The 25,246-nt window shown below is 70.1% G+C and carries 19 protein-coding genes and 3 tRNA genes; 8 read left to right on the plus strand and 14 right to left on the minus strand.

Features of this window, described 5'->3' with window-relative positions:
* Positions 1 to 191: 191 nt before the first annotated feature.
* Positions 192 to 860, minus strand: a complete 669-nt coding sequence (locus tag VM681_06600; GenBank protein HVL87659.1) for a helix-turn-helix domain-containing protein — start codon at positions 858 to 860, stop codon at positions 192 to 194.
* A 413-nt stretch (positions 861 to 1,273) separates the two neighbouring features.
* On the opposite strand from VM681_06600, the gene VM681_06605 reads away from it, so the two are divergent.
* Entirely contained in the window at positions 1,274 to 2,671 is a 1,398-nt protein-coding gene (locus tag VM681_06605; GenBank protein ID HVL87660.1) for a helix-turn-helix domain-containing protein, read from the plus strand.
* A gap of 4 nt (positions 2,672 to 2,675) precedes the next feature.
* On the opposite strand, the gene VM681_06610 is transcribed toward VM681_06605, so the two are convergent.
* Positions 2,676 to 4,541 (minus strand): long-chain fatty acid--CoA ligase, encoded by a 1,866-nt coding sequence (locus VM681_06610; protein ID HVL87661.1) that lies wholly within the window; start codon positions 4,539 to 4,541, stop codon positions 2,676 to 2,678.
* Positions 4,542 to 4,602: 61 nt separating this feature from the next.
* Here VM681_06610 and VM681_06615 point away from each other — a divergent pair, with 61 nt between their 5' ends.
* Both VM681_06615 and VM681_06620 read left to right on the plus strand, forming a co-directional pair.
* Positions 4,603 to 5,391 (plus strand): S-adenosyl-l-methionine hydroxide adenosyltransferase family protein, encoded by a 789-nt coding sequence (locus VM681_06615; GenBank protein ID HVL87662.1) that lies wholly within the window; start codon positions 4,603 to 4,605, stop codon positions 5,389 to 5,391.
* Entirely contained in the window at positions 5,388 to 6,845 is a 1,458-nt protein-coding gene (locus VM681_06620; GenBank protein HVL87663.1) for a hypothetical protein, read from the plus strand. The genes VM681_06615 and VM681_06620 overlap by 4 nt, the downstream gene beginning before the upstream one ends.
* On the opposite strand, the gene VM681_06625 is transcribed toward VM681_06620, so the two are convergent.
* Positions 6,799 to 8,667: an ATP-dependent DNA ligase gene (locus tag VM681_06625; GenBank protein ID HVL87664.1), complete on the minus strand. Its 1,869-nt coding sequence runs from the start codon at positions 8,665 to 8,667 to the stop codon at positions 6,799 to 6,801. The two genes, VM681_06620 and VM681_06625, sit on opposite strands and share 47 nt — an antisense overlap.
* Before the next feature lie 112 nt (positions 8,668 to 8,779).
* Between VM681_06625 and VM681_06630 the strand changes: the two genes are divergently transcribed.
* Positions 8,780 to 9,085 (plus strand): hypothetical protein, encoded by a 306-nt coding sequence (locus VM681_06630; GenBank protein ID HVL87665.1) that lies wholly within the window; start codon positions 8,780 to 8,782, stop codon positions 9,083 to 9,085.
* On the opposite strand, the gene VM681_06635 is transcribed toward VM681_06630, so the two are convergent.
* Genes VM681_06635 through VM681_06650 form a run of 4 tightly spaced genes read right to left on the minus strand, consistent with a single transcriptional unit; the run spans position 9,082 to position 14,304 of the window.
* The gene (locus VM681_06635) at positions 9,082 to 11,688 is read right to left on the minus strand and encodes an RNB domain-containing ribonuclease (GenBank protein ID HVL87666.1); all 2,607 of its coding nucleotides are present in this window, start codon (positions 11,686 to 11,688) and stop codon (positions 9,082 to 9,084) included. The genes VM681_06630 and VM681_06635 overlap by 4 nt on opposite strands.
* A 36-nt stretch (positions 11,689 to 11,724) precedes the next feature.
* Entirely contained in the window at positions 11,725 to 12,567 is an 843-nt protein-coding gene (locus VM681_06640) for a hypothetical protein (GenBank protein HVL87667.1), read from the minus strand.
* Positions 12,564 to 13,499 (minus strand): ABC transporter ATP-binding protein, encoded by a 936-nt coding sequence (locus tag VM681_06645; GenBank protein HVL87668.1) that lies wholly within the window; start codon positions 13,497 to 13,499, stop codon positions 12,564 to 12,566. Before VM681_06645 ends, VM681_06640 begins: the two co-directional genes overlap by 4 nt.
* A 52-nt stretch (positions 13,500 to 13,551) precedes the next feature.
* Positions 13,552 to 14,304, minus strand: a complete 753-nt coding sequence (locus VM681_06650) for a PAC2 family protein (protein ID HVL87669.1) — start codon at positions 14,302 to 14,304, stop codon at positions 13,552 to 13,554.
* Positions 14,305 to 14,443: 139 nt separating this feature from the next.
* Here VM681_06650 and VM681_06655 point away from each other — a divergent pair.
* A tRNA-Cys gene (locus VM681_06655) sits at positions 14,444 to 14,515 on the plus strand.
* Between the two features lie 59 nt (positions 14,516 to 14,574).
* On the opposite strand, the gene VM681_06660 is transcribed toward VM681_06655, so the two are convergent.
* The gene (locus tag VM681_06660) at positions 14,575 to 15,924 is read right to left on the minus strand and encodes a sialidase family protein (GenBank protein ID HVL87670.1); all 1,350 of its coding nucleotides are present in this window, start codon (positions 15,922 to 15,924) and stop codon (positions 14,575 to 14,577) included.
* Between the two features lie 197 nt (positions 15,925 to 16,121).
* Between VM681_06660 and VM681_06665 the strand changes: the two genes are divergently transcribed.
* Positions 16,122 to 17,978: a S8 family serine peptidase gene (locus tag VM681_06665; GenBank protein ID HVL87671.1), complete on the plus strand. Its 1,857-nt coding sequence runs from the start codon at positions 16,122 to 16,124 to the stop codon at positions 17,976 to 17,978.
* Position 17,979: 1 nt separating this feature from the next.
* Here the strand turns inward: VM681_06665 and infB are convergent, their stop codons facing one another.
* Genes infB through VM681_06685 form a run of 4 tightly spaced genes read right to left on the minus strand, consistent with a single transcriptional unit; the run spans position 17,980 to position 21,773 of the window.
* Positions 17,980 to 19,815 (minus strand): translation initiation factor IF-2, encoded by a 1,836-nt coding sequence (infB, locus tag VM681_06670; GenBank protein ID HVL87672.1) that lies wholly within the window; start codon positions 19,813 to 19,815, stop codon positions 17,980 to 17,982.
* Between the two features lie 21 nt (positions 19,816 to 19,836).
* Positions 19,837 to 20,133, minus strand: a complete 297-nt coding sequence (locus VM681_06675; GenBank protein HVL87673.1) for a YhbY family RNA-binding protein — start codon at positions 20,131 to 20,133, stop codon at positions 19,837 to 19,839.
* Positions 20,120 to 20,479 carry a ribonuclease P gene (locus VM681_06680; protein HVL87674.1) on the minus strand — a complete coding sequence of 120 codons (360 nt, stop codon included), beginning with the start codon at positions 20,477 to 20,479 and terminating at the stop codon, positions 20,120 to 20,122. Before VM681_06680 ends, VM681_06675 begins: the two co-directional genes overlap by 14 nt.
* A 31-nt stretch (positions 20,480 to 20,510) precedes the next feature.
* Positions 20,511 to 21,773, minus strand: a complete 1,263-nt coding sequence (locus VM681_06685; protein HVL87675.1) for an MFS transporter — start codon at positions 21,771 to 21,773, stop codon at positions 20,511 to 20,513.
* Between the two features lie 187 nt (positions 21,774 to 21,960).
* Between VM681_06685 and VM681_06690 the strand changes: the two genes are divergently transcribed.
* Positions 21,961 to 23,418, plus strand: a complete 1,458-nt coding sequence (locus VM681_06690; GenBank protein ID HVL87676.1) for a hypothetical protein — start codon at positions 21,961 to 21,963, stop codon at positions 23,416 to 23,418.
* A 184-nt stretch (positions 23,419 to 23,602) separates the two neighbouring features.
* Here the strand turns inward: VM681_06690 and VM681_06695 are convergent.
* Positions 23,603 to 23,677, minus strand: a tRNA-Glu gene (locus tag VM681_06695).
* Positions 23,678 to 23,993: 316 nt separating this feature from the next.
* Positions 23,994 to 24,079: transfer RNA gene (locus VM681_06700), tRNA-Ser, on the minus strand.
* Positions 24,080 to 24,205: 126 nt separating this feature from the next.
* On the opposite strand from VM681_06700, the gene VM681_06705 reads away from it, so the two are divergent.
* Positions 24,206 to 25,225 carry a MoaD/ThiS family protein gene (locus VM681_06705; protein HVL87677.1) on the plus strand — a complete coding sequence of 340 codons (1,020 nt, stop codon included), beginning with the start codon at positions 24,206 to 24,208 and terminating at the stop codon, positions 25,223 to 25,225.
* The last annotated feature ends 21 nt before the right edge of the window (positions 25,226 to 25,246 follow it).

Raw genomic sequence — 25,246 nt, forward strand, 5'->3', positions numbered from 1 at the left:
GTGTGGCTCGTCACACGAACCCGCAGGGCTGGGAGAAGACGATCCGCGGGATCGCGGACAAGTACCTCGTGAAGGAAGTCTGAGAAAGAAAAAAGGGAAGCGGCGAGGGCCGCTTCCGGCGGCTGCGCGCCATTGGAAGAGGCGGGGGCCGGCGCAGAGGTGGCTAAGGAGGCCCCGGCGGCCGCGGCATGTTAGGACCCAAGGGGCCCCGGGTTCGGCCGCCGCGCGTGCGCCATGAGCATTGCCAAGTCGTGCCGCAGCTTCTCGTCCGCAGCGCCGATGCGCGGTTCCAGACGTCCGCCGATCAAGAGCACGGCCGTGGGGTCGGGCCACAGGCGGACCCGGCGGCCTTCGGAGCGCTCCTCGACGAGCTTCGCGCTTGCGAGCTTGCGCAGATGCCAACGCACGCTTGGACCCGACGCTTGGGTCCGGCGGCAAAGGTCACCAAAGGAAACGCCCGGCTCGTCAAGGATGGCGGCTAGGACGACCGTCGCCCGCGTCCGAAGCAACGCCAGGAGGGCCCGGTCCTCGGGAAGGAATCCGGAACCGGAGGCGTAGCAGGCCGAAGCGTAGCGCCCCCGCACCAAGACAATGTGACCCTCCCGCTCCAGTCGGCCCAAATGGTAGGCGGCCGTCGCATGGGCGACGCCACAGTTGCGGGCAACGGCGCCCACGGAAAGGCCGGGGCGGCTGCAGACGGTCTCGTAAATGTTGCGCCGCGTCCGCGCCGCCAGGACGCCCGCAACGGGAGCGCGATGGAAAAGCGGGATCATCAGGACAGCCTGCGCCAGGGGCTCGGCAGCGAGAAAGAGCGCAAGGCATGCAGCCAAGCCGAAGAACGGAATCCACCGTTCGTGCATCTCCACGCGCCCGCAGACCCGGCCAGGTCTTGTATGGTTTTTCCCCGATCCGCAAAACGTTCGAGGAACAAACGGAGACGGCCCGAAGCGCCGGCGCTTTTGGACGCGCGCGGGCGGGTGGCCCATTAGAGTCTTTTCCCCGTTTTCGAGAACGATCCACCGGGCCGACGCGATCCAGCCATCCAATCACGGAAAAACCTTTCCCAGGAGCCTGGCTACGTGGCATCGGGAGTGGCAATGTCCGATCGTGCGTTTTGGGAAGGCGCAGCGCGCATCGCGGTCGTAGCGGCGATGGCCGTAGTCGCTTGGCTTGCGTTGGGAACCCTTGCGTTTGCGTTCGTGGCAGCCGAGGAGTGCATCCCCACGCCCCTTGGCTGCATGCCGCCGGAATCGTGCCTGCCCTACTGCTGACCATGCGCGCCCTCGCCCTTGTCCTGGCCGTCCTGCCCCTGCTTCCGGCGGCGTCCGCCCTCGAATGGGAGGCCGGAGACCCCACGGATCCCGGAGACGATCGGGTCCGCCTGGAATACGATACGACCACGCGGGTCGAGGCAGGCGCCCAAGCGCCCGTGGGCGCGAAGGTGGCGCCGCACGACCTCGCCTTTGAGCACGACGCCGCGCCGGTGGTCCGCGAGGCCGTTGGCGCCGTTGATTCGTTGTCCCCTGGCACCTTGCGCCAGCGCGCAAGCGTCGGCGAGCGCGAAGTCCAAGGCGCCCCGGGCGAACGAGGAATCTTCCTGACCGTGCGCGCCCGGGAGGTCGATCGGCGCGACCTGGGAGCGGGCTTGTGCTGGAACCTCAACGCGTGCCCGCTGCGATGGCCGGACAACCCCTTGTATGCAACGGACGACCGAAGCGTTCGGGCCTTCCCGAACGATCTTTGGCTGCGCGCGTGGAACACCGACGATTTTGGCGCGGGGGCATTGTCCTACCCGTGCGCGCGGCTTGAGGGGCGCCCCTGCCCTTACGATCGACAGGAAGCGGCTGGCACCCTCCACAAGAAGACGCCGCGCATCGAAACGCACGTCCGATGGGGCGGCCTTGATGTGCGATTTTCTTCCCCTGCGGGCCCGGAGCCCGCGTCGGCCGAAACGCCGCCCGGGCGCTCCTTGCGCGACGCTTTGTCCACGCCCGCGGTCCTGCCGGTGGAGGGGCCCATCGGGCCGATGGCGGCGACCGCTTTGCCCTCGAAGCCCTCTCCCGCTTTGGGGGCGCCGCCGCGGGCGCCAATCGAAACGAAGGCTCCCGGCCCCGGGCGGTTGCCGGCCATGACCGGGTCGAGCGCTCCCCTGCTGGCCCTCGGATGTGCGGCGGCGCTCTTGGTCGCGTGGATGTTCTCGCGCATCGCGCACGGCGATGTCCTGGAGTCGCCGGTCCGGCGTCGAATCCTCGCGCTCGTCCGAGCGCGTCCGGGGATCGCCGCCGAGCAGGCGGCACGCCTGCTGCAAGTCGATCGAACGACTGCGGAGTACCACCTTTGGCGTCTTGCGCGTGCGGGCTTTGTCCGAAGCGCAGGCGCCCGCAGGCATTGGTACGATGCGGAGCTGTTCGACCGAGACCGGGCGCGTCAGGCGCACGTGGCGGCAAGCCCCCTTGCGCGCGCGCTCCTGGCTCATCTCAGGCTGCAACCGGGCGCGAGCATCTCGGAATCGGCGCGGGCGCTCAACGCCTCGCGCGGTGCTGTGTGCACGCTCGCGTCGCGGCTGGAGGACGTCGGGCTGGTCTTCCGGGTGGTGCAGGGACGGCGTCACCGGCTGTTTCCGTCGCCCAAGGCGAGCGGGGCTGAGGTTCCGCCGGCCGTGGCAGGCTGACGGCCTACCCTCGCACCGTGCGCTCGAACTCGTCCACGGGGACCGCAGCGCCGCCGTCGTCGTACAGGCGCGCGATCACGTCCGCGTAGGCGCGATCCATCTCCTTGCGACGGACCTTGAGGGTGGGCGTGAGCTCGCCGGCTTCCTGGGTGAGCTCGCGCCGCAGCAGCGTGAAGCTCTTGACCGTCTCGTGCCGCGACAGCCGCGCGTTTGCCTCCTCCACGACGCGCCGGTAGCGCTCGCCCACGCGCGGGTGGGAGACGAGAATGTCGGCGTCGGCTGGAAGGCCTTCGCCCTTGGCCCACTCGAAGAGGCGCTCGAACGCCGGGACAAGGAGCGCCACGAGGTGGTTTCGGCCGTTTCCGACGACGACGCTCTGGGCGATCCAGGGCGAGGCATTGAGGGCGTTCTCGACGCCCTGGGGGGCCACGTTCTTGCCGTTTGAAAGGACGATGATGTCCTTCTTGCGATCGGTGATCCGCAGGAATCCGTCGGCATCCAGGGTTCCGACGTCGCCTGTCTTGAGCCACCGCTTGCCGTCGTCGTCGACCTCGAAGGCGTCTTCGGTGTCCTCCGGCAGGTTCCAGTAGCCGCGCATCACGTTGGGGCCCGAGACGAGGATCTCGCCGTCGCGGGCGATGCGGACCTCGACGCCGGGGATCGGCTTCCCGACCGTTCCAAAGCGGTAGTTCTGGAAGGTGTTCACGGAGACGACCGGGCTCGCCTCGGTGAGACCGTAGCCGCCCAGGATCCAAAGGCCCGCGGCCGCGAAGGTCTTCTCGAGATCTTCCGCGAGGGGCGCGCCGCCGGAGACGAAGTACCGAAGGCGCCCTCCCGTGCGCGCGCGGGTCGTGCGGAACACGAGCCGATCCCAGAGCGCGTGCTGGAGGCGCAGGCCCGGCGGAATCGGCCGTCCTTGCGACGTCCGCTCCGCGACGGCCATGCCCACGGACAGCGCCCGGTCGAGCGAGGCCTCCCGCCCACGCGCCCGCGCGGCCGCGCGGATGCGGGCCTCCATCTTCTCGTACAGCCGCGGAACGGCCACCATGACCGTCGGGCGAACCTCCGGGAGGTTGTCGGCAAGCTTGTCGATCGACTCCGCGTAGGCGATGCAGGCGCCCGCGTAGGCAAGCGCGAAATGGCCCGCCGTTCGCTCGAAGACGTGCGAGAGGGGAAGGAACGAGAGGGCAAGGTCGTCCTCGGAGAGCGGCACGACGGAGAGCGACGCCTGCACGTTCGACACGAAATTGCCGTGCGTAAGCTCGACGCCCTTGGGCACGCCCGTCGTGCCGGACGTGTAGACGAGGCTTGCGAGGTCCTCGGGCGCGACGGCGCGCCAACGCTCCTCGAACGCGCTTGGCGCCTCCGCATCCGCCGCCCGTCCGCGTCGCAGCGCCGCGTCCCAGTCGAGCACGCCCGTTCCAGAGGCTTTCGCGGCCGCTTCGGACGTTGGCGGACCCCCCGCGGCGACGATCACCTCAAGCCTCGGCCCCAGCGCGCGCAGCCGCGCGGCGTGCCGGGGGGACAGGGCGAACGCGGCCCGGACGCCGGCGTCCTCCAGGATGTGGAGAAGCTTCTCGTCCGAGTGCGTGTCGTACAGGGGGACCGTAACGAGGCCCGCGTGGAGGATCGCGAAGTCCGCGATGGCCCACTCCGGCCCGTTGCGCCCCAGGATGGCGACCCTCTCCCCGGGCGGCAGCCCTTGGGCGCGAAGGAAGGCGCTTGCGTGCCGCACGTAGGCGCCGTAGCCTTCCCAGGTGATGGTGCGCCAACCCCCCGCGGTGCGTTCCTTCAGGGCGGGCCGCTCGCCGGCGCGCGCGACCGTGTTCTGGAACATCGAGCAGAGGGTTCCCACGCCCGGTCGGGACATCGAACCGGCACGCGCGGGCCCTGCAAAAAGACTTTGCGCCAAGCCCAAGGTTCCAGGCCCGATGATCACGCTCACGACGGACTTCGGGCAATCGGCCTACGTGGCGGCCATGAAGGGCGTGATCCTGCGGCTTCGGCCCGACGCGCGGGTCGTGGATCTCACCCACGAGGTCCGCCGCGGGGACGTCCGGCACGGCGCGTTCCTGCTTGCAGCCACGGTCCCGTGGTACCCCCCCGCCGTGCACGTGGCCGTGGTGGACCCGGGCGTTGGCGCGGGACGCCGGACGCTCCTTGCCGAGTGCGAGCGCGGACTTCTGCTTGGGCCCGACAACGGGCTCCTGCTTCCCGCCGCGCGCAGGCTGGGCCTGCTGCGGGTCCGTGAGTTGTCGAACGCCGAGCTTTGGCTCCCTCAGGTGTCCCGAACGTTCCACGGCCGGGACGTGTTCGCGCCGGTGGCGGCGCGGCTGGACGGGGGGCTTGATCCTTCGGAGGTAGGGCGCGAGGTGGAGTCCTTCGTCGACCTCGACTTCGGCTCGCCGCGCGTCGAAGGAGGGCGCATCGAGGCCGTCGTCGTGTCCATCGACACCTTCGGGAACGTCGTGACGAACGTTTCGGAGGAAGTCCTCGCCTCGCGCCTCTCGCTTGGCGATTCCCTGCGGATCGCGGGGCCTGGGAAGGCTCCGTCCGTGGAGGCGCCCTGGCTTCCAACGTACGGATTTGCAGCCGCCGGCGATCTCCTCGTTCTCGCCGGCTCGGCCGGATTCGTCGAAATCGCCGTCAACCAGGGAAGCGCGGCCGACCGCCTGGATCTGCACGAAGGGGACGCGGTGCGGTTCGAGGTCCCGTCATGAGGACCGTGCTCGCGGCTTGGCCGGTCTTCCTGCTTGCGGTTGCGGGGCCGACCTTGGACGCGCAAGCCGCCGACCACGAGGGCGTTGCGATGCGCCTTCCGCAGGTCACCGCCTCCGACCTGCAGGCCGTGTCCTGGGCGCCCGACGGGACGATGGCGTGGATCGTGGGCGGCCGCGAAGACGAGCGTCGGAGCGTGGCGACGGTGCTGTGGACCGACGGGCGCGACGTTCGCGCGGCGCACGACGGCGAGGTGGCCGGCGCGGTCGATCCGTCTCTGCTGGCCGTCGCCTGGCATCCCTCGGGCGGCCACGCCATCGCCGTCGGCGCCTGGAACGCGATCCTGCGTCTGGAGCCCCGCGGGCCGCACGGCGTGCGCATCGAGAACCTGTGGGCGGCAAGCGAGTTTGCAAGCCAGACGTTCGTGGGGCGGGACGCCGCGTGGCGGCCCCAGGGCGACTACGCGCTTCTCCTCGGGAACGGGCTTCTGAAGTGGGACGGCCGGAACTTCACCGTCCTTGACAGCGGAAACCAGGTCCGCTTCAACGCGATCGGCTGGCACCCGTCGGGGCGTTATGCGCTCCTCGACACGATCCGCACCGAGCCCGACGGGAGCCTCTCGCACGGCCGCATCCTCCGGTTCGAGCACGTGCCGCGGGAGGGTTGCCGGAGCCCCTGCTTCACGTTCGAGGGCAACTTTTCCAACGAGGCCTCGAGCGCCTTTGCCATTTCGTTCTCGCCCCGCGGCGATCGGGCGGTGCTGGGCGGGTTCAACCACACGCCCGTCACGGACGGTTCGGCCGCCCTTGGTCGCTTTGTCGCCTACGACGGCCAAAGCCTTTCTCCGCTGCCGTTTGCCGTCGGGCGCGACGTTCGAGGCCTCGCATGGCGTCCGGACGGCTCGGGCTTCCTTGCCGCCGTGAACGGCCCGCCCACGCTCGTGTTCTCGGACGGCGAGGGCGTCGGGCCGCTGTGGGATCGGGGCCACCGCGCCTTCGGCGTGGCGTGGAGACCCCAGGGAGACGTGGCCCTCGCGGTTGGGCGCGACGGCCTTGTGCTTCGGCATGCTCCCGTCGCTTCGCCCACGATCACGATCGACGAGCCGCAGGCCGGAACCGTGCTCGCAGCCTCGGCCTGGGCGCATGGGCTTGCGACCTCGCCAAGCTTCGTCCATCCCGTGGATCGCGTGCTCGTGCGGCTCGACGGCGGCGCGTGGCAGGAGGCGGCGCTCGAGTTCATCACGGCGACCCAGAGCGCCGCGCGTTGGCGCTTCCTTCTGGATCCTGCGCGCCTTTCGCCCGGCGAGCATCGGCTGGAGGCCGTCGTCCACTCGGGGGAAAACGTCTCGGAACCCGCCGCGCGCCTCTTTGCCGTTCCCGACCGCTCCGTGGACGCGCCGGCGGCCGGACTCATCCTGGCTGCGATGGCCTCGGCGGCTTGGGCCCGTCGCCGCTAGGTCCCGCCTCGCGCTGGAGGCGATAGAGCGCGAGGATCTCGCCGGTCGTGGTGGCCTGGTCTGGAAGCTTGTCCGCGCGCCATCGCCCGGTGAAGCGCGGGAAGCGGACGGCAAGGCCGCTTGCCGCGTCGACGACGCCAAAGGCGCACGTGTGGGTGGGCGAGAGGGAAAGCTCGGCGCCCACCACCTCCGCCACGACGGCGGGCCGGAACCAGACGTCCGCCTCAAGCGCGCTCTTCACGCGAGGATCGCGCGCGGGGAGGCGATGGGGAGACAGGCGCTCGGGCAAGGCGGCAAGCGTCGCGTCGTCGAAGCCCGTTCCGAGCTTGCAGACGGTTTCGAAGAGGCCCTCCTCGGGGTTCCAGCAGGCCATGAGGAGCGCCCCGTGCCACCCCGCCCGCCGTCCGCGGCCGGCAAACGCGCCCACGACGACAAGATCGAGGCTGTCAGCAAGCTCGCTCCGGTAGTCGCGCTTGTACTTGATCCATTGCCATCCCCGCGCGCCCGCGCGGTAGGCGCTGCCGGGGCCAACGGACTTGGCGAGGATGCCCTCCGCCCCGCCGGCGATCGCGTCGCGGAAGAAGACCTCGAGCGCCTCGTCTTCGCTGGCGAGGACGGCCTTGCTGAACGTGACGCGCTCGCCCGGCGCAAAGGCGGATTCGAGCCTCTCGCGCCGACGAGGCAGCGGCTCGCCGGCGACCTCCCGGCCGTCCAGGTACAGAAGGTCGAAGAGCACAAGCTGCACGGGGGCGCTTTCGATGGCCTCGGTCAACCCGTGCTTGCGGCCGCGCCGGACGGAAACCTCCTGGAAGGGTCGGATGTCGCCCTCGGCGTCCACGGCCACGCACTCGCCTTCGGCGATCGCGGAGGTCCCCCGGAAGGCCGCCCGCAGGGCCTCCACGACGTCGGGGAACTGGTCCGTCACGCGCTCGAGACGGCGCGAGAAGAGCTCGACGGAGCCGGCCTCGAGGTGCGCCTGCAGCCGCAGCCCGTCGTACTTGTACTCGGCCAAGCACTCCCCGCCCATCTTGACGAGGATCTCGGAGGTCGAGGACAACCGCTCGGCCAGCATGGGACGAACGGGCACGCCAGGCCGCATGCGGATTTCCTCCATGGCCGCAAGGCCGTCCGTCGCCAGGACGCGGGCCACGTGACCGAGATCGGGGTGAACGTTGTAGGCGCGCTCGATGGCGGCGTCAGCCGCCTGGAGCTTGGCACGAAGCTCGGGGCCCAGCTCCTCCACCGGGCGCGGCACGCGGTCGGGCAACGCGACCATGGCGGCAAGCGCGTCGATCACCGTCAGGTCCGCCACGCCAAGGCGCGCCTTGCCGGCTACGAAGCGAACGAGGTATCGCGCCTCCAGGGGCGTCGCGGACAAGAGAAGGTCCACGAGGAGCTTCGTCTTGGCCTCGACGCTTCCGGCACCCCCCCGGCGGGCGATCTTCTCGAAGCTCGCGAAGACGCGCGCGACCGTGAGCTCCTCCGTGAAGAGCGCTTGCTGGCCTCCCCGCGAGGCGCGGTTGCGCTCCGCGGCCTGCTCGGCGGCGAGGCCAAGGTCGCCGGTCTTGACGTACGCCTGGTCGATCTCGGCTTCCGGGAGGCCCGTGGCAAACGCGACGGAGCGGACCACGAGGCGGTCGGCGAGCCCAAGCTCGACCCCCTCGTGCGGCGCGGCGACCTCGCCGAGCAGGAGGTGCACGACCTTGTCGATCTCCGTCGGGTCGGCCTCGGTGAGAAGCTCGGCCAGGACCCGCGTGATCTCGAGGCGCTTTGCCGTCGCCTCCAGGCGCGCGTAGAATTCGGCCAGACGCCCGTAGCGCATCCGTGCCGAAACGGGGCTCGCAGCCTTGACATTGCCGCTTGGGAGGCCCCATCCGTCTAGTATGTGGCGGAAAAAATTAAGAACCCCCCAGGCCCAGGCAGGCGGGAGATCCATGCTGCGTACAGTGCTGACCGTTGGGCTTGCTTCGCTCTTGGCCGCCGTGGCCCTGCCGATGGCCTCCGCGGGCGTGAACTTGGGCGAGAAAATCGAAGATGTTCGGGAAAACGTCTGTTCCCTGTTTGCGTACGACGTCTGCAGCCCCCCGATCTGTCTCCAGCAGTCCTCCCCGCTTGGCGTGGTCTGCGCGCCCACCTGCGCCGTGCGCAGGGTCGTCGAAGCCGTCCGCGACTCGGTCGCGCCCCAGCAGTACTGCCCGATCCTGCCCCCGATTTCGGGCGACGATCTGGGCGCCGCCTAATCCGCGAGCTTGACGCCCACGCGGCCGGCCACGTAGTCCCGGTGCGCGATCGTAACGCGGAGCCGGTCGCCAAGCTTGGCCCGCACGCGGCGCAGCTCGCCCGTCTGTGGATCGAGAAGCTCGCGCCAGTTCGAGGCGTCGACCTCGCCCTGGAGGGCCTCCCGCTCGATCTCGCCCGCGTACAGCACGCTTGCGTGCTCGTCCACGGCAAAGGGCCCGCCGGGAAGGTCGGCCGTCGACAATCGGGCCTCGAGCCCCCCGGGAAGCGCCAGGAAAAGGCCCCCCCGCGTCACGCCGTTCACGACGCCCTCGAGCGCGCCCGCGTAGCGCGGGTCGCGGCTTGCGAACACCATGGCCGAGTTCACGGTTCCGCGCTCGAGCGCCTCGGCGGCCTGTCCCTGCTCGCTGTCGTGGGCGCTCATGGCCTCGTGCTCGTCGAGCGTGTGCGGTTCGGCGCCGGGTCGCCCGCGCAGCACCCACCGCAAGGCGCGGTGCACGATGAGGTCCGGGTAACGACGGATGGGGCTCGTGAAGTGGCAGTAGCAGTCGCTTCCCAGGCCAAAATGCCCGAGGTTGCGTGGCGTGTAGAAGGCACGCCCCATGGCCGAGAGGAGCTTCACGTGCACGATCTCCCGCACGCGCGGGTCCGGAAGGGCGGACACGACGGACAGGGCTTCGCGGAACGGGCGAAGGTACACCTCGCGCTCCTCGTCCGAAAGCTGCGCGACCCCGCGCACGGCCGGCGCCGGCGGCCCGGTTTCCTCCCCGTCCGTCGCCTCCGGCTTGAAGCCGCCGGTCACAAGCTCGAGCTTCCCCCCTTTCTGGAGGAGGTCGAGCAGGCTTGCGCCCGAACCCGCCTCCGGCTCGGAATCGGCCGGCTCCGGAAGCTCGATCCGCAAGGAAATCCCCAGCGTCTCCATCTGCGCGTTCCAGGTCTCGACGCTCGCGCGGTCGGGAAGCGGGTGGCATCGGTAGGGCAAGAAGACGCCTTCGCGCGTAAGGCGCCGCGCCACGGCCTCGTTGGCCGCCACCATGAACGCCTCGATCATGCGCGTGGCCGGCGATCCCTCCTTGATCGTCGGATCGACGATGCCCTCTTCCGTGAGACGGATGCGCCGCTCGCCCGTGTCGAGCGACAACCCTCGGCGGCGGGACTGCAGCACGCGCGCGAACGCCTCCATGGACGCAAACGGCTCGCGCCCGGCGGCGATGGCCTCGTCCACCTCCTCGTAGCGGCAGTTGCGCGTCACGCGGATGACGCCCTCGAAGAGCTCCTCCTCGAGCACGCCGCCGTCCGCGTCGTAGCGGGTGCGCACGCTCATGGACAGCCGGTCGGAGGCGTCGCGCAGCGAGCAGAGGTCGTCGGAGAGACGGGAGGGAAGCATCGGCAGCACGCGAACGGGCAGGTACACGCTCGTTCCGCGCGTCCGCGCGGAGAGGTCGATCGCCGAGTTCTTCTCGACGTAATGCGACACGTCGGCGATGTGCACCCACAGCACGTGCGTGCCGTCCGGCTGGCGCTCGTAGCCGACGGCGTCGTCGAAGTCCCGCGCGTCGGCGGGATCGATCGTGTAGCAGGGGACGCCCCGCAGATCGCGCCGCCCCGACAGCCATGGGGCCGGAAGGTCGCCAGGGAAGCGGTTGGCGGCCTCCTCGACCTCCGGCGGACTGTTCCAGCCGAAGCCCTCGCGCGCGTGCACCAGCCGGCGCGCGACGAGCTCCAGCGCCTGGGCCTCCGTCCGAAGGCCCGCGTCGACGAGGAACTCGACGAAGGTGGAGGAGAGCGACGCCCGCGAGCCCGTCCAGTCGTTGGCAAGCCAGCGCGCAAAGTCGAACAGCGAGAAGCCGTCGAGCGTGTGGCGATCGGTTCCCGGCACGGTCACGGCGCCCCGGTCGCGGTCGTGCAGGACGAAGTCCTCCATGACCTTGGCAAGGACGCGCACGCGCTCGGCGTCCGCCGGGGGCAACGCATCCAGCGAGAAGGCAAGGCCGACGTACACGGTGCGCGGCGGCGCGTTGGGATCGTCCTCAACCTCCTCCTCCGCGATGAGCCGCTTGCGCAGCGCCCGAAACGCGTCCGCCTCGCGGCGGAAGGTCTTGAACGTCTCGACCTCGATGGGCTTCCACGTCTCGTCGCGCGCGCCGGCCAAGCGGAAGTAGCCCACGCCCGCGCGGCGGCAGCTCTCGAGGGCGCGCCGCACCGCCTCGCGCTGGTCGGTCGAGGGCTGCTCGGTTCCAAAGAGCGCGGCCGCCAGGGCGTAGGCGGTGTAGGGCCCCTCGGTTCCGGAGACCTTGCGCCACAGGTCGGCGTCGCGGACTTCGCCCGGCCGGACCTCGACCTGGGCGGCCTTCTTGGATCGATCCGCCAGGAGCTGCGCGAGGCGGCTTTTGAGGGTCGCCTCGTCGGCCGGAAGGGTCAGCTGGGAGGCGAGGAGGCGTCCTTTGAGATGCTCCGTCTTCACCTCGAGCCGGCCTTTCGCGGTGTAGAGCACCGCGTAGAAACCCTCCTTCTTCTTGAGGCGCTCGAGGTAGAGTCCCACGTTGTTGGGCGCCTGGATCCCGAAGAGACCCGCCTTGAACTCGACGAGATCGCCCGGCTTCACGAGGCCCCAAGGCGGAGCCGTCCGAAAACGGTTCCGCTAGGCGGCCGCCACGCGGTCCACGTACAGACGGGAGGCGGCGGGCCAGGCGACGGCGGCAAGGCCGACGAAAAGGACGGCCAAGAGCCATGGGGGCTGCCAGCCGGGGACGCCAAGCGCAGCCTGCAAGGCGTCGGCCATGACGTGGAGCGGGCTTGCCTTGACGAACGATTGAAGGGCCGCGGCAAGCGCGTCCATGGCCGCCGGATCGCGAAGGAACAAGCCCAGCACGCGCCCGAGAAGGTCGATGCCAAGGTAGGTGAACAGGAGCGACAGGAACGCCACGGCCGCAAGCGGACCTCGAAGCGGCACCTGGGGCAGCGCGCGGACGCCCGTGAGCGCGACGGCCGAGAGGAGCGCCAGAAGAAGGATGCCCAACGCGCCCGTCCACATGGCGTACGCGGCGCCAAAGCCCGCCAGGATCGGATGCGGCTCGACGACGCCATTTGCGAATGCGGCCGCGGACAAGAGAAGCGCGGGCCCAAGCATGAGAAGGCCGCCCGTCACGGCCACGGAGAGGAACTTTGCGGCCAGGATGCGGCGGGCCGAAAGGGGGCTTCGCAGCACGGTCGCGATGCTTCCCGTGCGCGTCTCGTTCACAAGCAGGCGCTCGAAGCAGGCGGCCAAGAACACGAGCGAGAGGATGGAGGCGATCAGGCGCGCCGGGAAGAGGAACGAGACGATCGGCGGGGGCTCGTCGGGTCCAGGCGGGGGCGCTCCCTCCGGGTTGCTCGTGACGACCGTCACCGTCGTGGGCACAAGGAACAGCGCCACGACGAGCGCGATCGGAAGGCGACAGGCCGCAAGGTCGCGAGCGACGACGGCCGCGGCGGCTCGCATCATGCCGCCACCGCCGGCGTCGTCTCCTGCCGCAGCTGGTCGAAGAGGTCCTCGATGGAGCCCTGGGGAACGACGGCGGTCACCTCGTGGCCGGCCTCCACGAGCGCGCGCACGATCGAGCCCACGCGCGAGCGCTCGTCCACGAGCACCTCGATCTCATGGTGGTCCATGCGGGCCTCGCGCACGCCCGCGACCGAGCGCAGCCGCGCGACGGCGTCCTGCGGTCGCGTGACCTCGAGGCGGAACCGGGCGGCCAGGAACTTCCGCTTGAGGTCGCCGGCAGCGCCCACGGCAGCGAGCCGTCCGGCGCGCAGGAAGCCAAACCGGTCGACGAACCGCTCGGCCTCGAGAAGGTGGTGCGAGGTGTACACGATCGTGCGGCCATCGCGGACCATCTCCCGCAGCCGCGCCATGACGACCCGCCGCGTGTCGAGATCGAGCGCGTTGAACGGCTCGTCAAGCACAAGAAGCGGCGAGGGATCCAGCAAGATGCGCGCGATCTCGACCTTCTGCCGCTGGCCCATCGACAGGTGCGAGAGCGGCTTCTCCCGCGGCGGAACGCCCAGCGACGCAAGCGTCTCGCGGCAGGCGGCGCGCGCGCGGCCCGCCGACTCGCCGCGCAGCGCCGCGCAGAACCCGAGGTATGCGTCGGGCTTGAGATGGCCGTCGGGCGTGGGGTTCTCGGGAAGGATCGCCACGCGCGAGCGGACGCGGTCGCGCGCCTGCCGCACGTCAAGTCCGCAGACGACGGCCGTTCCCTCGGAAGGCTCCGTGAGGGCCGTGAGAAGCCGGAGCGTCGTGCTCTTGCCCGCGCCGTTGGGCCCAAAGAGGCCGAAGATCTCACCGCGGGTCACGCGCAAATCGAGCGCGTCCACGGCGCGGCGGCCGCCATAGAGTTTGGACAGTCCCCGCGATTCGACGACAACGTCGGCCACCGCTTTTTCCCCGGCGGCCAAGCGGCGGGGAAACCCATGAACCTGCCGGCGCCTAGCCGTACATGCTCGGCGGGTAGTCCTGCCCCTTGCCCTCGGCCGGCGCCGCCTGCTTCTGCATCATGCGGAGCGTGCGCTCGATGTTCTCCGCCTCCGTGTACAGGGGCTTCACGTCGATCTCGATGTGCTCGAGCAGCGCGTCGATGACCTCGATGACCTTCGCCGCCGCGCGCGCGTCCGGATAGTTCGGGTTTGCCTCGGCGAGGATGCTGATCGTGTCGAAACCGTGCTTCTTGCCGAGGTTGAGGAGGACGCCCGAGACGCCCGTGATGATGCCGTTTCCGAACATGGGCAGCTTGTGCTTGGCAAGAAGCGCCCGCGTGGCGTCCGTGCTGCCAAGCGCGTAGATGGCGACTTCCTCGGGGTTGTCGCCGGCCTGCTCGAGGACGAGCCCCTCCGGGCTGATGATGGTGGTGCAGCCCTTGCGCTGCGCAAACGCGAGGATCGCGTCGGCGATGGGCCGGATGAGCTTGGGCGCGGGCTGGAACTCGCTGATGAAGACGCAGACGCCCTTGCCCGCGTAGATTCGGACGGGGTACATGGGCGTGGCGTTGCGGACGATCGACACCGTGGGGAAGAAGCGGCTGTCCATGATGCCGATCTGCTGCAATTCGAGGACGTCGATGAGGTAGTTTGCCGTGATCGTCGAGACAAGGCCCACGCTCGGGAACCCGTCGATCACCGTGGCGCCCGTGAGGTCGACCTGCGCGAACTCGTGGATCGACAGGTCCGGCTCGTCGTCGGCCATCACGGACGAGAAGGCGGGCCCCCTACGTAAAGGGCGCGGGGCGGTGCCCGATTGCCGCGCGCGCGGTCGCGCGATCGCGCGGCGCTGGCGTGCCGAGCGAAGGATTGAAGGCAGGTTCGCGCGGTGGGCCCGTAGGCCCGCTGGGATGGCCGAGCGGCTAGGCACCAGACTGCAGATCTGGGTCGCGTGGGTTCGAATCCCACTCCCAGCTTTCGCGAGGCGCGATCGGGGGTTCTTGACGAACGGACGAGCGGCCGGGGGCGGTGAACATCAGGCCGCGCGCAGAAGCCAAATGCACTGCTCGTTCCGGCGCCTGTCGTCCATGCCCGGGGGGCTCTTCTTGCATCCGTCCCCAAGGAGGGGATGGACAAGGAACGCTCGACCCGCCGCGTCAAGAGAAACCATGGAGAATTCGTAGACCATGTCGCCCTCGGCGTAGTGCGTTGTGCGCGTTTGCACGCGCGAATCTGCCTCGATCGTCGCCACCACGACGTTCCAAGCGGGGCTTCCCTCGTGCGGCGTTTGGTCCATCCAACCCAACGTCGCGCCGCGGTCGTGGGCGGCAATCCAGGGCCAGAGGAAGCCGCCGGAGGTCCGGTTGGAGGCGACGACGAGGGGCGGACTCCAAGACGCGCCGTCGCTCGACGCGGCCGCGATCACCCCTCCTTCCGCTCTGCTGCCCTCGGCCCACGTCAGCCAAAACGTCCCGTCGGGACTCTGCGTTGCCGTTGGCACGGTGAAAAGACCCAGCGACGACGCGTGCGCCTGCTGAAACTCCCAGGCTTGCAGGTCGCGTGAGGAGAGCAGGCCCACGCGCAGGGCCGGCGGCGAGGGGCCCGCGGACGGCCAGCAAGCGAGCGGGAGATGGACCACCCCGTCGCCGGTGGCAAACGTCCGCCCGGTGGTGCACGTCTCGGGAATGCCCGAGGGCGCCATGGCGACGCGGTACTCCGCCCACGTTTGCCCCCCGTCGGTCGAACGCGCAACCATGGAGAGATGCGCGTTCGCGCAGGAGTACACGCCCAGGGCCTCGATCCGCCGGCAGAAGATGCCGGCCGCGTCGCCGCCGATGTAGGAAAGCAGGAGATCGCCTTCGCGGGCGACGATCCACGGACGGTCGACGATGCCGCCCACGGGCACCGCGGAGACGTACGTGACCTTCCACGTCTGGCCCCGATCCGTCGAAGCCGCCATCGTCACGGAGGCGAGGGTCGCGTAGGCCACGTACCAAGTTCCGTCGGGCGCCACCGCGACGTCGCAGTCCCCGCTTGGGGGATGGTTGGGCGCCGGGTGGACCTCGCGCCACGTCAATCCCCCGTCGTCCGAGGCCCATAGGGGCGAGGGCTTGGTGAAACCTCCATGGCTGCATACAAGCATGACGCCGTCGGCTCCCGCGGCAAGCGACGCCTCGGCGTCACCGCCGATCCCGACGAGCGTACGCTCCGCCGACGGTTCAACCGGAGGGCGCGGCGGCTCACCGGGGCCTTCCGGATAGGATGGTTCGAGCGGGCCCGGCGGGCTGGGAGCGACCGGGTCCGGGGTGCTGGGACGCTCCGCGGTCTGCAAGCATCCCGACAGGAGCAGCGCCATCGCCAGGAACGGCGCTGCCACCGCATGCATGGAGTCGCGAGATGCAGTGCCTTCCCTAAGGGTATTCGTCATGTCCTTTGCCCGATGCCAGGCGGTCACCTCGACACGCAGTCGTCTTTGCCGGCGGATCGCCGCGAAATTCGTGTCCCTCCCTTCGTCCGTTTCCCCCTTCTTCCCGCCTCCCGACAGACGAGCCCTTATAAGCCCGTCCGCCCGGCTTTTCCTTGATGCGCCTTCGCGCGACCCTAGCCGCGCTTCTGTTCCTCGCCACGCTTGCCGCGCCTCCCGTGGGCGGCTTCTCGGAGCAGACGTACGTGGTCACGTTCGCGCAGGAGCCCTCCCCGGTCCAAAGGCTTGAGATCCTCGCCCGCGACCCGGCGGCCGTCTTCTTCACGATCGTCCCGAGCGCCAAGGCGAGCCTCACCGACGCCCAAGCGCGCGACGTGGCGCGCCTTCCCTTCGTCCTGCGCGTGGACCCCGAGCGTCCCGTGGAGAAGCACCTCGATCAGGCCGCGCGCCTCGTGCGGGCGGGAACGGCGATCGAGAGCCTGGGCGCGACGGGCCGCGGCGTCACGGTGGCCGTCGTGGACAGCGGCATCGACACGACGCATCCGGACTTCCCGTGCGTGCTTGCGAACGTGAAGTACGCGCACGGAGCCTGGCACGGAAGCCCCAGCGACCTCGACGGGCACGGTACGCACGTGGCGGGCATCGTGGCCGGGTCCGGCGGCGAGTCAGGCGGCCGGTACCGGGGCGTGGCGCCGGGCGCGTGCCTGGTGGGCCTCGACTTTAGCGTGAGCTTCACCACGACGGCGGCGCTCTCGGCCTTCGACTGGATCCTCACGAACAAGGACCGCTACAACATCCGCGTCGTGAGCAACTCCTGGGGCCGCGCGGAGCGCGACGCGCACTACGACGCCCAGGACCCGCTGCAGCGCGCCATCCAGCGCCTGACGGACGAGGGCATCGTCGTCGTGTTCAGCGCCGGCAACGGGGGCCCGGGCCCAAGCACGCTCTCGAGCGAGGCGCAGAACCCGCACGCGATCACGGTAGGCGGCACGGACAAGGCGGGCGTGCTCGGCTCGTATTCGGGGCGGGGCCCGGCCGTGGGCCGCGACCGCTTGGCGCTCGACTTCATCAAGCCCGACCTCGTCGCGCCCGGCTCCTCGGTCGTGAGCGCGCGGTCGGCCAGCGCGACGGGCGATCCGACCTCGCGAATCGTCCGGGCGCAGCAGGCCGACGCCGTGTCGTCGGCGCGGTATCTTGAACTCTCGGGCACGAGCCAGGCGGCCCCGTTTGTGGCCGGCATCGTGGCCGCCATGCTGGAGGCGAACCCGAGCCTCACGCCCGCGCGCGTGAAGAACATCCTTCGCGAGGCCGCAATCGACCTTGGGCCGCGAGGGCCCGATCCCGAATACGGCTTTGGGCTCGTGGACGGCCGGGACGCGGTCCTGCTGGCGCGGAACCTCCCGGAGGACCACGGCAACGTTCTCGTGGCCGGCGGCGCGGAGGAATGGACGCAGACGGGCACGTTCACGTCCTCGGCGGGCGGCCTTCTTGGCGCCACGCCGGCTTCGGGGGCAGCGCCGTCCACGATCCAGTTCGTGTTCCCGGTGAAGCAGGGCGCCACGCGGGTCACGTTCGACTTCGCGTGGACGAACCCGCAGGGCGTCTTCCAGGTGTACCTCTCCGACGGCGTGGGCACGTTTGGGCCGTGGACCGCGGCCAAGGCCGAGGGCGCAAAGAAGGTCATCAGCGGCGTCAAGCAGGAAGGCGTCCGGCCCGGCATGTGGCAGCTTGTCGCCCGCCCCGTGGGCCCGTTCTCGACCGCCTGGTCGGCGACCTCGACGGTGCTCGTCAAGGAGAACCCCGAGCTTGCGGCAAGCCTCGACCCGCGGTACCGCGAGGAGGACCGCGCGTATGGCTGGATGGAGCGCCTGTCGAATCAGATCGACAACGAGCTGGCACGCGTCGGCCTCGAGATCGACCGGCTGAAGCGGACGCCGGCGCCCGAGCCGTTGCTTGTCGCAGGCGGCGTGGTCCTCGTTGCGCTTGCGCTCGGGCGCCGGCGGCAGGACGCGTGACTCACATTCCCCAGAACGGCCGCTCGGCCTTGCGCTTGATGCCGAGGAACTCGTTCAGCGTCTCCTTCTCGTCGTAGGTGAGCTCCATCGCCTGCAGCGCCTTGGCGTCGGATTCGGGGATGTCCACGTAGAGCACCATCTCGGGGTCGATCTGGCGTCCCACGGTCACGTCGTCGATGGCAAGGGCCACCTCCTGGCCCTGCTTGGCCTCCTTGAGCGTCTCCTGCCCGCTGCGGATCGATGCGATCTCGCCCACGACGCGCCCGTCCTCTCGAAGGAGGCGCTCGCCGGCGCGCACGCTGCCGGCGAGCACGCGCACGCCGACGACGGCGGGCTTGGAGACGCGAAACACGTGGTCTGCAAGGAGCAGGACCTTGCCGGGGTACACGACCTCCGTCCGGCTTTGCGCCTCCAGCTGCGCCTTGCGCTCGTCGCGCCAGGCGACGTAGGCGTCGAGCAGATGGTAGATGACGTTGCCCTCGACGAGCTTCACGTCGCCGGCGGCAAGCTCGGTCTTCGCGTCGGGCAGCGTCTTCACGTGGAAGGCGAGCACGGCCTGGAAGAGGGGGTCCGCGCGTGCCCGCGCGTTCACGACATCGCGGCGGCTCACGTCTCCCACCTCGGCCACCTGGATGGGCACGCCTTTGTTCGAAAGCTCGAAAGCGATGGCTTCGAGGCTGCCGAGGCTGTCGGCCTTGACGGTCACTCCCGCCTCGGCCGTCTCGATGTTGCTCTGCATGGCCTCGCGGACGAGCGCGACCGTCTCGGCAAGCGTGGCGGCCGTGGCCGAGTACAGGGGCGCGCCTGCAAGCGCGCCGTCGAGTCCCGGAGCCGAGAGCTTCACGCCGCTTGCCGCGCGCACGCTCTTCACGCTCGCGAAGCGCTCGGAGGGGTCGCGGATCTCGTCGAGGGGCCGGGGCTTCAGGATCGCGCGCAGCTTGGCGGTGATGGGGCCGGCTCGGCCGCCCACGACGATCGTGTCGCCCTGCCGCAGCGTGCCGCCGTACACGATCGCGTCGAGCGTGGCGCCAAGGCCCCGCTCCTCCTTGACCTCGAGCACGGTGCCCTCCGCTCGGGCGTCCATCGTCGTGGCGAGGCTCTCCTCGAGGAAGCGCTGGGCAAGCCCGATGAGCACGAGCAGGAGGTCGGGAACGCCCTCGCCCGTGTGCGCGGAGAGGGGAACAAGCGCGATCGACTTGCGGAAGTCGGCGATGCGGTCGTACCGGTCGGCGGGCAGATCGATCTCGGAGAACCGGCCGACGATCTCGTAGATCTTCGTGTCGAGCTCTTCCTGGACGCGCGAGAGCTGCCGCTGCAGCGAGGCGAGGAAGGGGCTCCCCTCCTCGGGCTGCCAGCCGTGGAGCCGGTCGATCTTGGTGAGCGCGACGACAAAGGGCGTCTTGTTCTTGCGAAGGATCGAGATGGCCTCCCGCGTCTGGGGCATGAGGCCCTCGTGGACGTCGACGACGAGCACGGCGATGTCGGCAAGCGCTCCGCCGCGGGCGCGCAGCGTCGTGAAGGCTTGGTGGCCGGGCGTATCGATGAACAGGAGCCCCGGCACGCGGAACTCCTTCCCCTTCATGAGGGGCCCGCACAGCCGGCGGATGGCGGGAAGCGGCACCTCCGTGGCGCCGATGTGCTGCGTGATGCGGCCCGCCTCGCGCTCGGCCACGGTCGTGCCGCGGATACGATCGAGGAGGCTCGTCTTGCCGTGGTCGACGTGCCCCAGGACGGACACGATGGGCTGGCGGGTCTCCGTTGCCGGCGCAGGAGGGGTGGGCGCCGGCGCGGGCGCCTCGCCGGCCTTCGCCTCGCCCTCGGCGGAAGGCTCGCCCATGGGCCGGACAGCCGGGACGGGCTACTTCACGTTTGCGCCGGGACCGCGCTTGGACTTGGCGCGCCAGAGCACGACCGTGTTGCCACGCACCTCGACGACCTCGGCGCGGGCGCCCGTCGCCAGGCTATCGGCAAGCTCCTGCCGCTGCGCGCCCTCGCGCGCCGACTTGAGGAACCTCACCTTCACGAGCTCCGAGCGGGAAAGGCGCGCCTCGAGCTCCGCCAGGACGCCGGGCGTGACGCCGGACTTGCCGACGGACACGTTCGCCTCGAGCTTCTGCGCAAGGGCGGCAAGCGCGCGCCGCTCACGCGCGTCCATGGAAACCCTCCTTGGTGGCGCGGGCGCGGCGCCGCGCGGGGGGACCGACCCCGAACCGGCGGATCGCGCCGCACGAGGGGCAGGTGGCCACGACGCGCCGGGAGCGGATCCGCACGCGGGCCTGCCCGGGAAGCCAGTACGCGTTGCATTCCTTGCAGTGACGGCGCGAGAGCTCGCGCGGCAGGCGGACGAGGTATCGCGTGCCAAGCCGCCGGGCCAGCAAGACGTAGCGGCGCGCGCGCTCGGCGTCGCCGGCTCGGGCGCGCGCCTCGGCCAAGACGAACAGTTCTCCGATGCGGGCCCGCGCGCGCTCGCGCTCGAGCCCCTTGTCCCGGCGTCGGGGCATGGCCCCCGCAATGCAGGAGGGTGCCAAAAAGCTAGGTCTCGAGGTAATCCAGGTCCTTTCCGTGCGTTTCGGGCAGGCTCCGCAAGGCGACGAGCGAAACGAGCAGGCAGGCCGCGCCGACGGCCATCGCGCTGCGCCAGAGGCCCAGCAGGGGCGCCAGAGCCGAGAAGGCAAGCGTGATGGGCACCACCGAGCCCCGAATGAAGTTGGGGACGGTCGTGGCGACCGTTGCGCGGAGGTTCGTCCCGAACTGCTCGGCGGCGATCGTGATGAAGACCGTCCAGTAGCCGGCGGCAAGGCCCATGGCCGCGCACAGGCCGTAGAAGGCGGCGGGGCTCTGCCCGCGCGCAAGCAGCGTGGCAAATACCGTGGCCGCCGTGAGCCCGAGCGCGACAAACACGGTCCACCAGCGAGAGCGGAGGCGTTGGCTTGCGGCGCCCAGCCCAAAGCCGCCCACGGCCAGGCCCACGTAGCACCACAGGATCGCGTCCCCCGCGGAAACGGGTCCCGTGACGCGAAGCTCCGTCGACAGCTCGGGCGAGAAGGTCACCACGACGCCAACGACAAACCAGATGGGAAGCCCCACGAGGACGCACGCCGCGTATCGGGCCAGGCGCTCGGGATGCCCAAACAGGAGCCGGAGGTCCCCCTTGCGGGCGTCCGAACGCTCGACCGAGCGCCAGAGACCGGATTCGACGAGCTTGAACCGCACCACAAGCAGCACGAGCCCCATGCCGCCGCCGACGAGATAGGCCACCTGCCAGGCGAACGCGCCTCCCACGATGGCCGCGGCGACCGCTCCCAGGATGCCCACGCCGCCCACGACCGCCGTGCCGTAGCCGCGCGCGTTGGCGGGCAGCGTCTCGGCGACAAGCGTGACGGCGGCGCCAAGTTCCCCGGCGAGCCCCACGCCGGCCACGAAGCGCAGGACGGCGTAGGTCTCCACGTCCGTCACGAAGGCGTTGGCGATGTTGGCGACCGAATACAGCGCGATCGAGCCAAAGAGGACGGAAACCCGGCCCCGCCGGTCCCCGAGCACGCCCCAGAGGATGCCGCCCAGAAGAAGCCCGATCATCTGCGCGTTGAGGAGGAGCACGCCCACGGGCAGAAGGTCCGCGTCGGCGACGCCGATGGCGCGCAAGCTCTGGACGCGGACGATGCTGAAAAGGAGCAGGTCGTAGATGTCGACGAAGTACCCGAGCGCACCCACGACGACGGCCCGGTTGACGACCACGCGCCAGGCGGCCGCAGGCTCCGCAGGCGCCGCTTGGGGCCTTCGCAGGACCGCCTCCACGCGGGCGCATGCTCCTTGGAGGATTTGAGCCCGCGGGCCGGAAGGGGAGACGCCTGGCACCGGAAGCTCACCGCGGCGTCGGCGCGTAGGCCACGGCGGCCGCGTTTCCGCGGACGCGGCCCGATGACGACCCGCCGCGCCCCCGGGCGCGGAAAAAATAGATAATGAGTCAGGGCTACTTCCCCCCATGGCGAGGCTGATTCTCCCGGTTCTAGCGACGGCCGGCCTGGTCCTGGCGGGCTGTCTTGGCCCCGATTCGGGCGCCTTGCTCGACCCCCAAGTGACCGACGCGTTGCCCTTGGACATCGATCTTGAGGTCACCGACGCGATGGCCTTCGCCTTGTCGGCGGTGCTTCCTGCCGTGCACTTCGGGCATGGCCTTTACGAGCCCACGATCGACGTTTCGAGCTCGGGCGTGATCTACATCAGCGCCCACACGACGGGCATCGACACCACCGGCGCGCCCGCGTTCTTCAGCAGCGACGACGGCAAGACGTGGAGACAGCTTCCCTTTGCATCGAGCGCCCGGGTGCCCGAGCCGTTGCACGGCGGGACCCCTCCGCCCAGCGACGAGATCTTCATCGTCGCGGGCGACGACGGGCAGGCTTGGGGCGTCGACATCACGCTTGCCACGTTCCCGGTGAACGGCTGGTGCGACGACGGCGCCCGCCACTGCTACCACAATCCCAACGCGTACGACATGGTTCAAGCGCAGACCTCGCGCGCCGCCGCGCTCACGGGCCAGGATCGCTCGTGCAGCGTCGCGAACCTCAACGACCGGCCATGGGCCGCCTACGCCAACGGGAAGCTCCTCATGGTCAACAACGCCGGAGGCGGGCCGGTCCAGATCGGCGTGCTCAAGGTTCCGCCGGCTCGGTACGTGGACGTCTGGAACCCGCTCGACGGGCCCGTGTGGAACCTGTGCGCCGGCGACGGCGGCGGCTTCATCCCCGGGATTCCGGACATGCGCGCGGACCACTTCTTCGCCGCGCCCCAGCGCCAGGGCAAGATGTTCGTGGTCGTGACGGGCAACGCGGCAAACGTCATGGACGTCCAGCAGCGCCCCGTGTTCGAAAACGCCCACACGTCCATTTCGGAGATCAGCAACTACGGCCTGGTCGCCTTCGACGCGGAAGGCACGATGTACGTCGTCGCCATGAGCAACGAAGCCGCCACGCCCGGCCCCGGCTCCGGCGGCATCCAGATCGCCATCAGCAAGGACGACGGGCATACCTTCGTCGAGCGAACGATCCGATTCGACCGGCCCGTGAGCTCGGTCTACATCGACGGCAACAAGCGCGGCCCAGGCGCCGTCCTCAATTGGGGGCTCACGGACACGGTGGACGGCCCCACCGACTGGTACCTCGGGCACCTCCTCGCCGGAGCCGACGGAAGCCCGATCGTCCGCGAAGCTTCGCTCGTCCTCAAGGACGGCCCGGCCGCCTCCCGTCACGTCCAGGGTGCCGCCGTCGGCCCCGACGGGCGCGCCTACATGGTCTTGTCCGCCGTCCACGGCAACGACCTGCAGGACTCGCTCTCGCGCGTGGGAACGACGCCGCTTGCCGTCGCCGTGCAGCAGGATGGGCCCAGGCTGCCGATCACGATCGAGGCGCTGGCAGGGGCGATAGGCGCGAGAACTCGGTGACGCGCCCAAGCGTCGAGGAGTGCTCCCGCCGGGATTCGGCTCACGTTGGTGCCCGGCGCCTTCGTCGCCGACCAACGCTCGGACTTCGATGACTCCGCTCGTTGCGCCCTTCGGGCGCAACCTCGCTCGTCATCTCGTCAAATCCCGGCGCAGCGATCGCGCGGTCGCTTTGCGACCGCGCAAGTGCTCCCGCCGGGATTTGAACCCGAGTCGCAGGCTCGAAAGGCCAGCATGATTGACCGGACTACACTACGGGAGCATGGGGTGGGGGGAGTAGAGGGGGGAGGGCCCGAAAGCCCTCCCCCCTCTTCCCTCCGCGAACGCAATCGGCACCGTCTCGCGCGCGCCTTCGCGGTCCACCGTTCGAACTCGCGCACGACGGGCGGCCGATTAAGCCTTTTCGTCGGTGGGTCGAGCGGCCGCCGCGCGGGAAGTTAGGCGGCGGGCGCCCGACGCGAGGACCGCCGAAGGCAGGCCGAGCGAGGGCGGGCATCGCCGCCTTTGGATGACAACCTTTTCAGCGAGGCGGCCGCGAAGCACCCAGGGCGAGCGGCCGCCGAGCGGGAAAGGTTTCACGCGCACGGCAGGATTTGAACCTGCGCCGGACGTGAGCCCGAGTAGATCTCGAGTCTACCGCCGTGGACCGCTTGGCTACGTGCGCATGGAAGGGGGAGCCCGAGGGGGAAGGCCGAAACCTTCCCCCTCGGTTCCTCCAAAGTCGAACCAACCGGGGTACGTTCGTCCCGGGAGCGAAGCCGTATTTTGGGGGTCCTCCATAACCCCTTCGGTGTCCACGGTCCGGGTGCGATGGAGGAGGCTGGGGCCCGATCGGGGACAAGGGGAGGTCACGCTGCCCGCAGGCGCGCGCGTGGAGGACGTCCTGCGGGCGGTGGGCGACCATCCCGAGACCGTGCTTGCGGCCCTGGACGGCGTCGTCGTGCCGCACGACACGCCCATGGCCGACGGCGACGAGCTTCAGATCACGCGCGTCGTCACGGGCGGATCGGCGGACGTGCGGCGGGCCTTCCACGCGACCCTGGAAGACCTGCCCGCGCTTGTTTCCCGCACGAAGGGGACGCAAATGGCCTACCGCCGCCTGGCCGACGAGCTTGCGCTCGATCACGCGGACAACCTCCGCAACCCACACGATTGGGCCATCTACGCATTCCATGCCGGCCTCGTCGCGCGGCTCGTTCCCGGCCAAGGTCGCGTGCTCGACTGGGGCGGGTACTACGGCCACGTGACCGCCACGTTGCACGCGCTTGGGGTCCGCGGCGCCGCGAACTATCTGCTGCACGTCCCGCCGCGCTACGAACCCGTCGCGCAGAAGCTTGCCATCCCAACCCTCCTCGGAAGCGATCCAAACCGTCTCTCCGTGCCCGACGCAAGCCAGGACGCCTGGATCTCCTCGGGCGTCTTCGAACACGTCTGGGAGGACGGCGTGGGCGACGAGGCGACCATCCTCGCCGACGTCTTCCGCGTCCTGCGCCCGGGCGGCCTCGCGTTCCTCTGGAACCTGCCCACCACCTTTGCCCCTGGCGACCTTGCGGGCAAGGTGCGCGGGCGCTGGTACCACGAACGGCGCTTTGGCGCCAGGGAGATACGGTCCTTGCTGCAGGCGGCCGGCTTCTCCGTGCTTGCGCACTGGCGATACGGCGGCACGCCGCTTGGGCTCCTCCTCAAGCGCCTCGCAGCCGACCCGGCGCGAACGTTCCAGTGGGATCGCGCGGCCGCGAGCCTTCCTCCGCTCGGCTGGGCCGCCAACAACCACGCGCTCGTGGCGCGGAAGCCATCCACCGCCGATTGAGCCGCAACCCTAAGGACTCGC

The organism is Candidatus Thermoplasmatota archaeon (genome assembly GCA_035541015.1).
GTDB lineage: Archaea > Thermoplasmatota > SW-10-69-26 > JACQPN01 > JAIVGT01 > DATLFM01.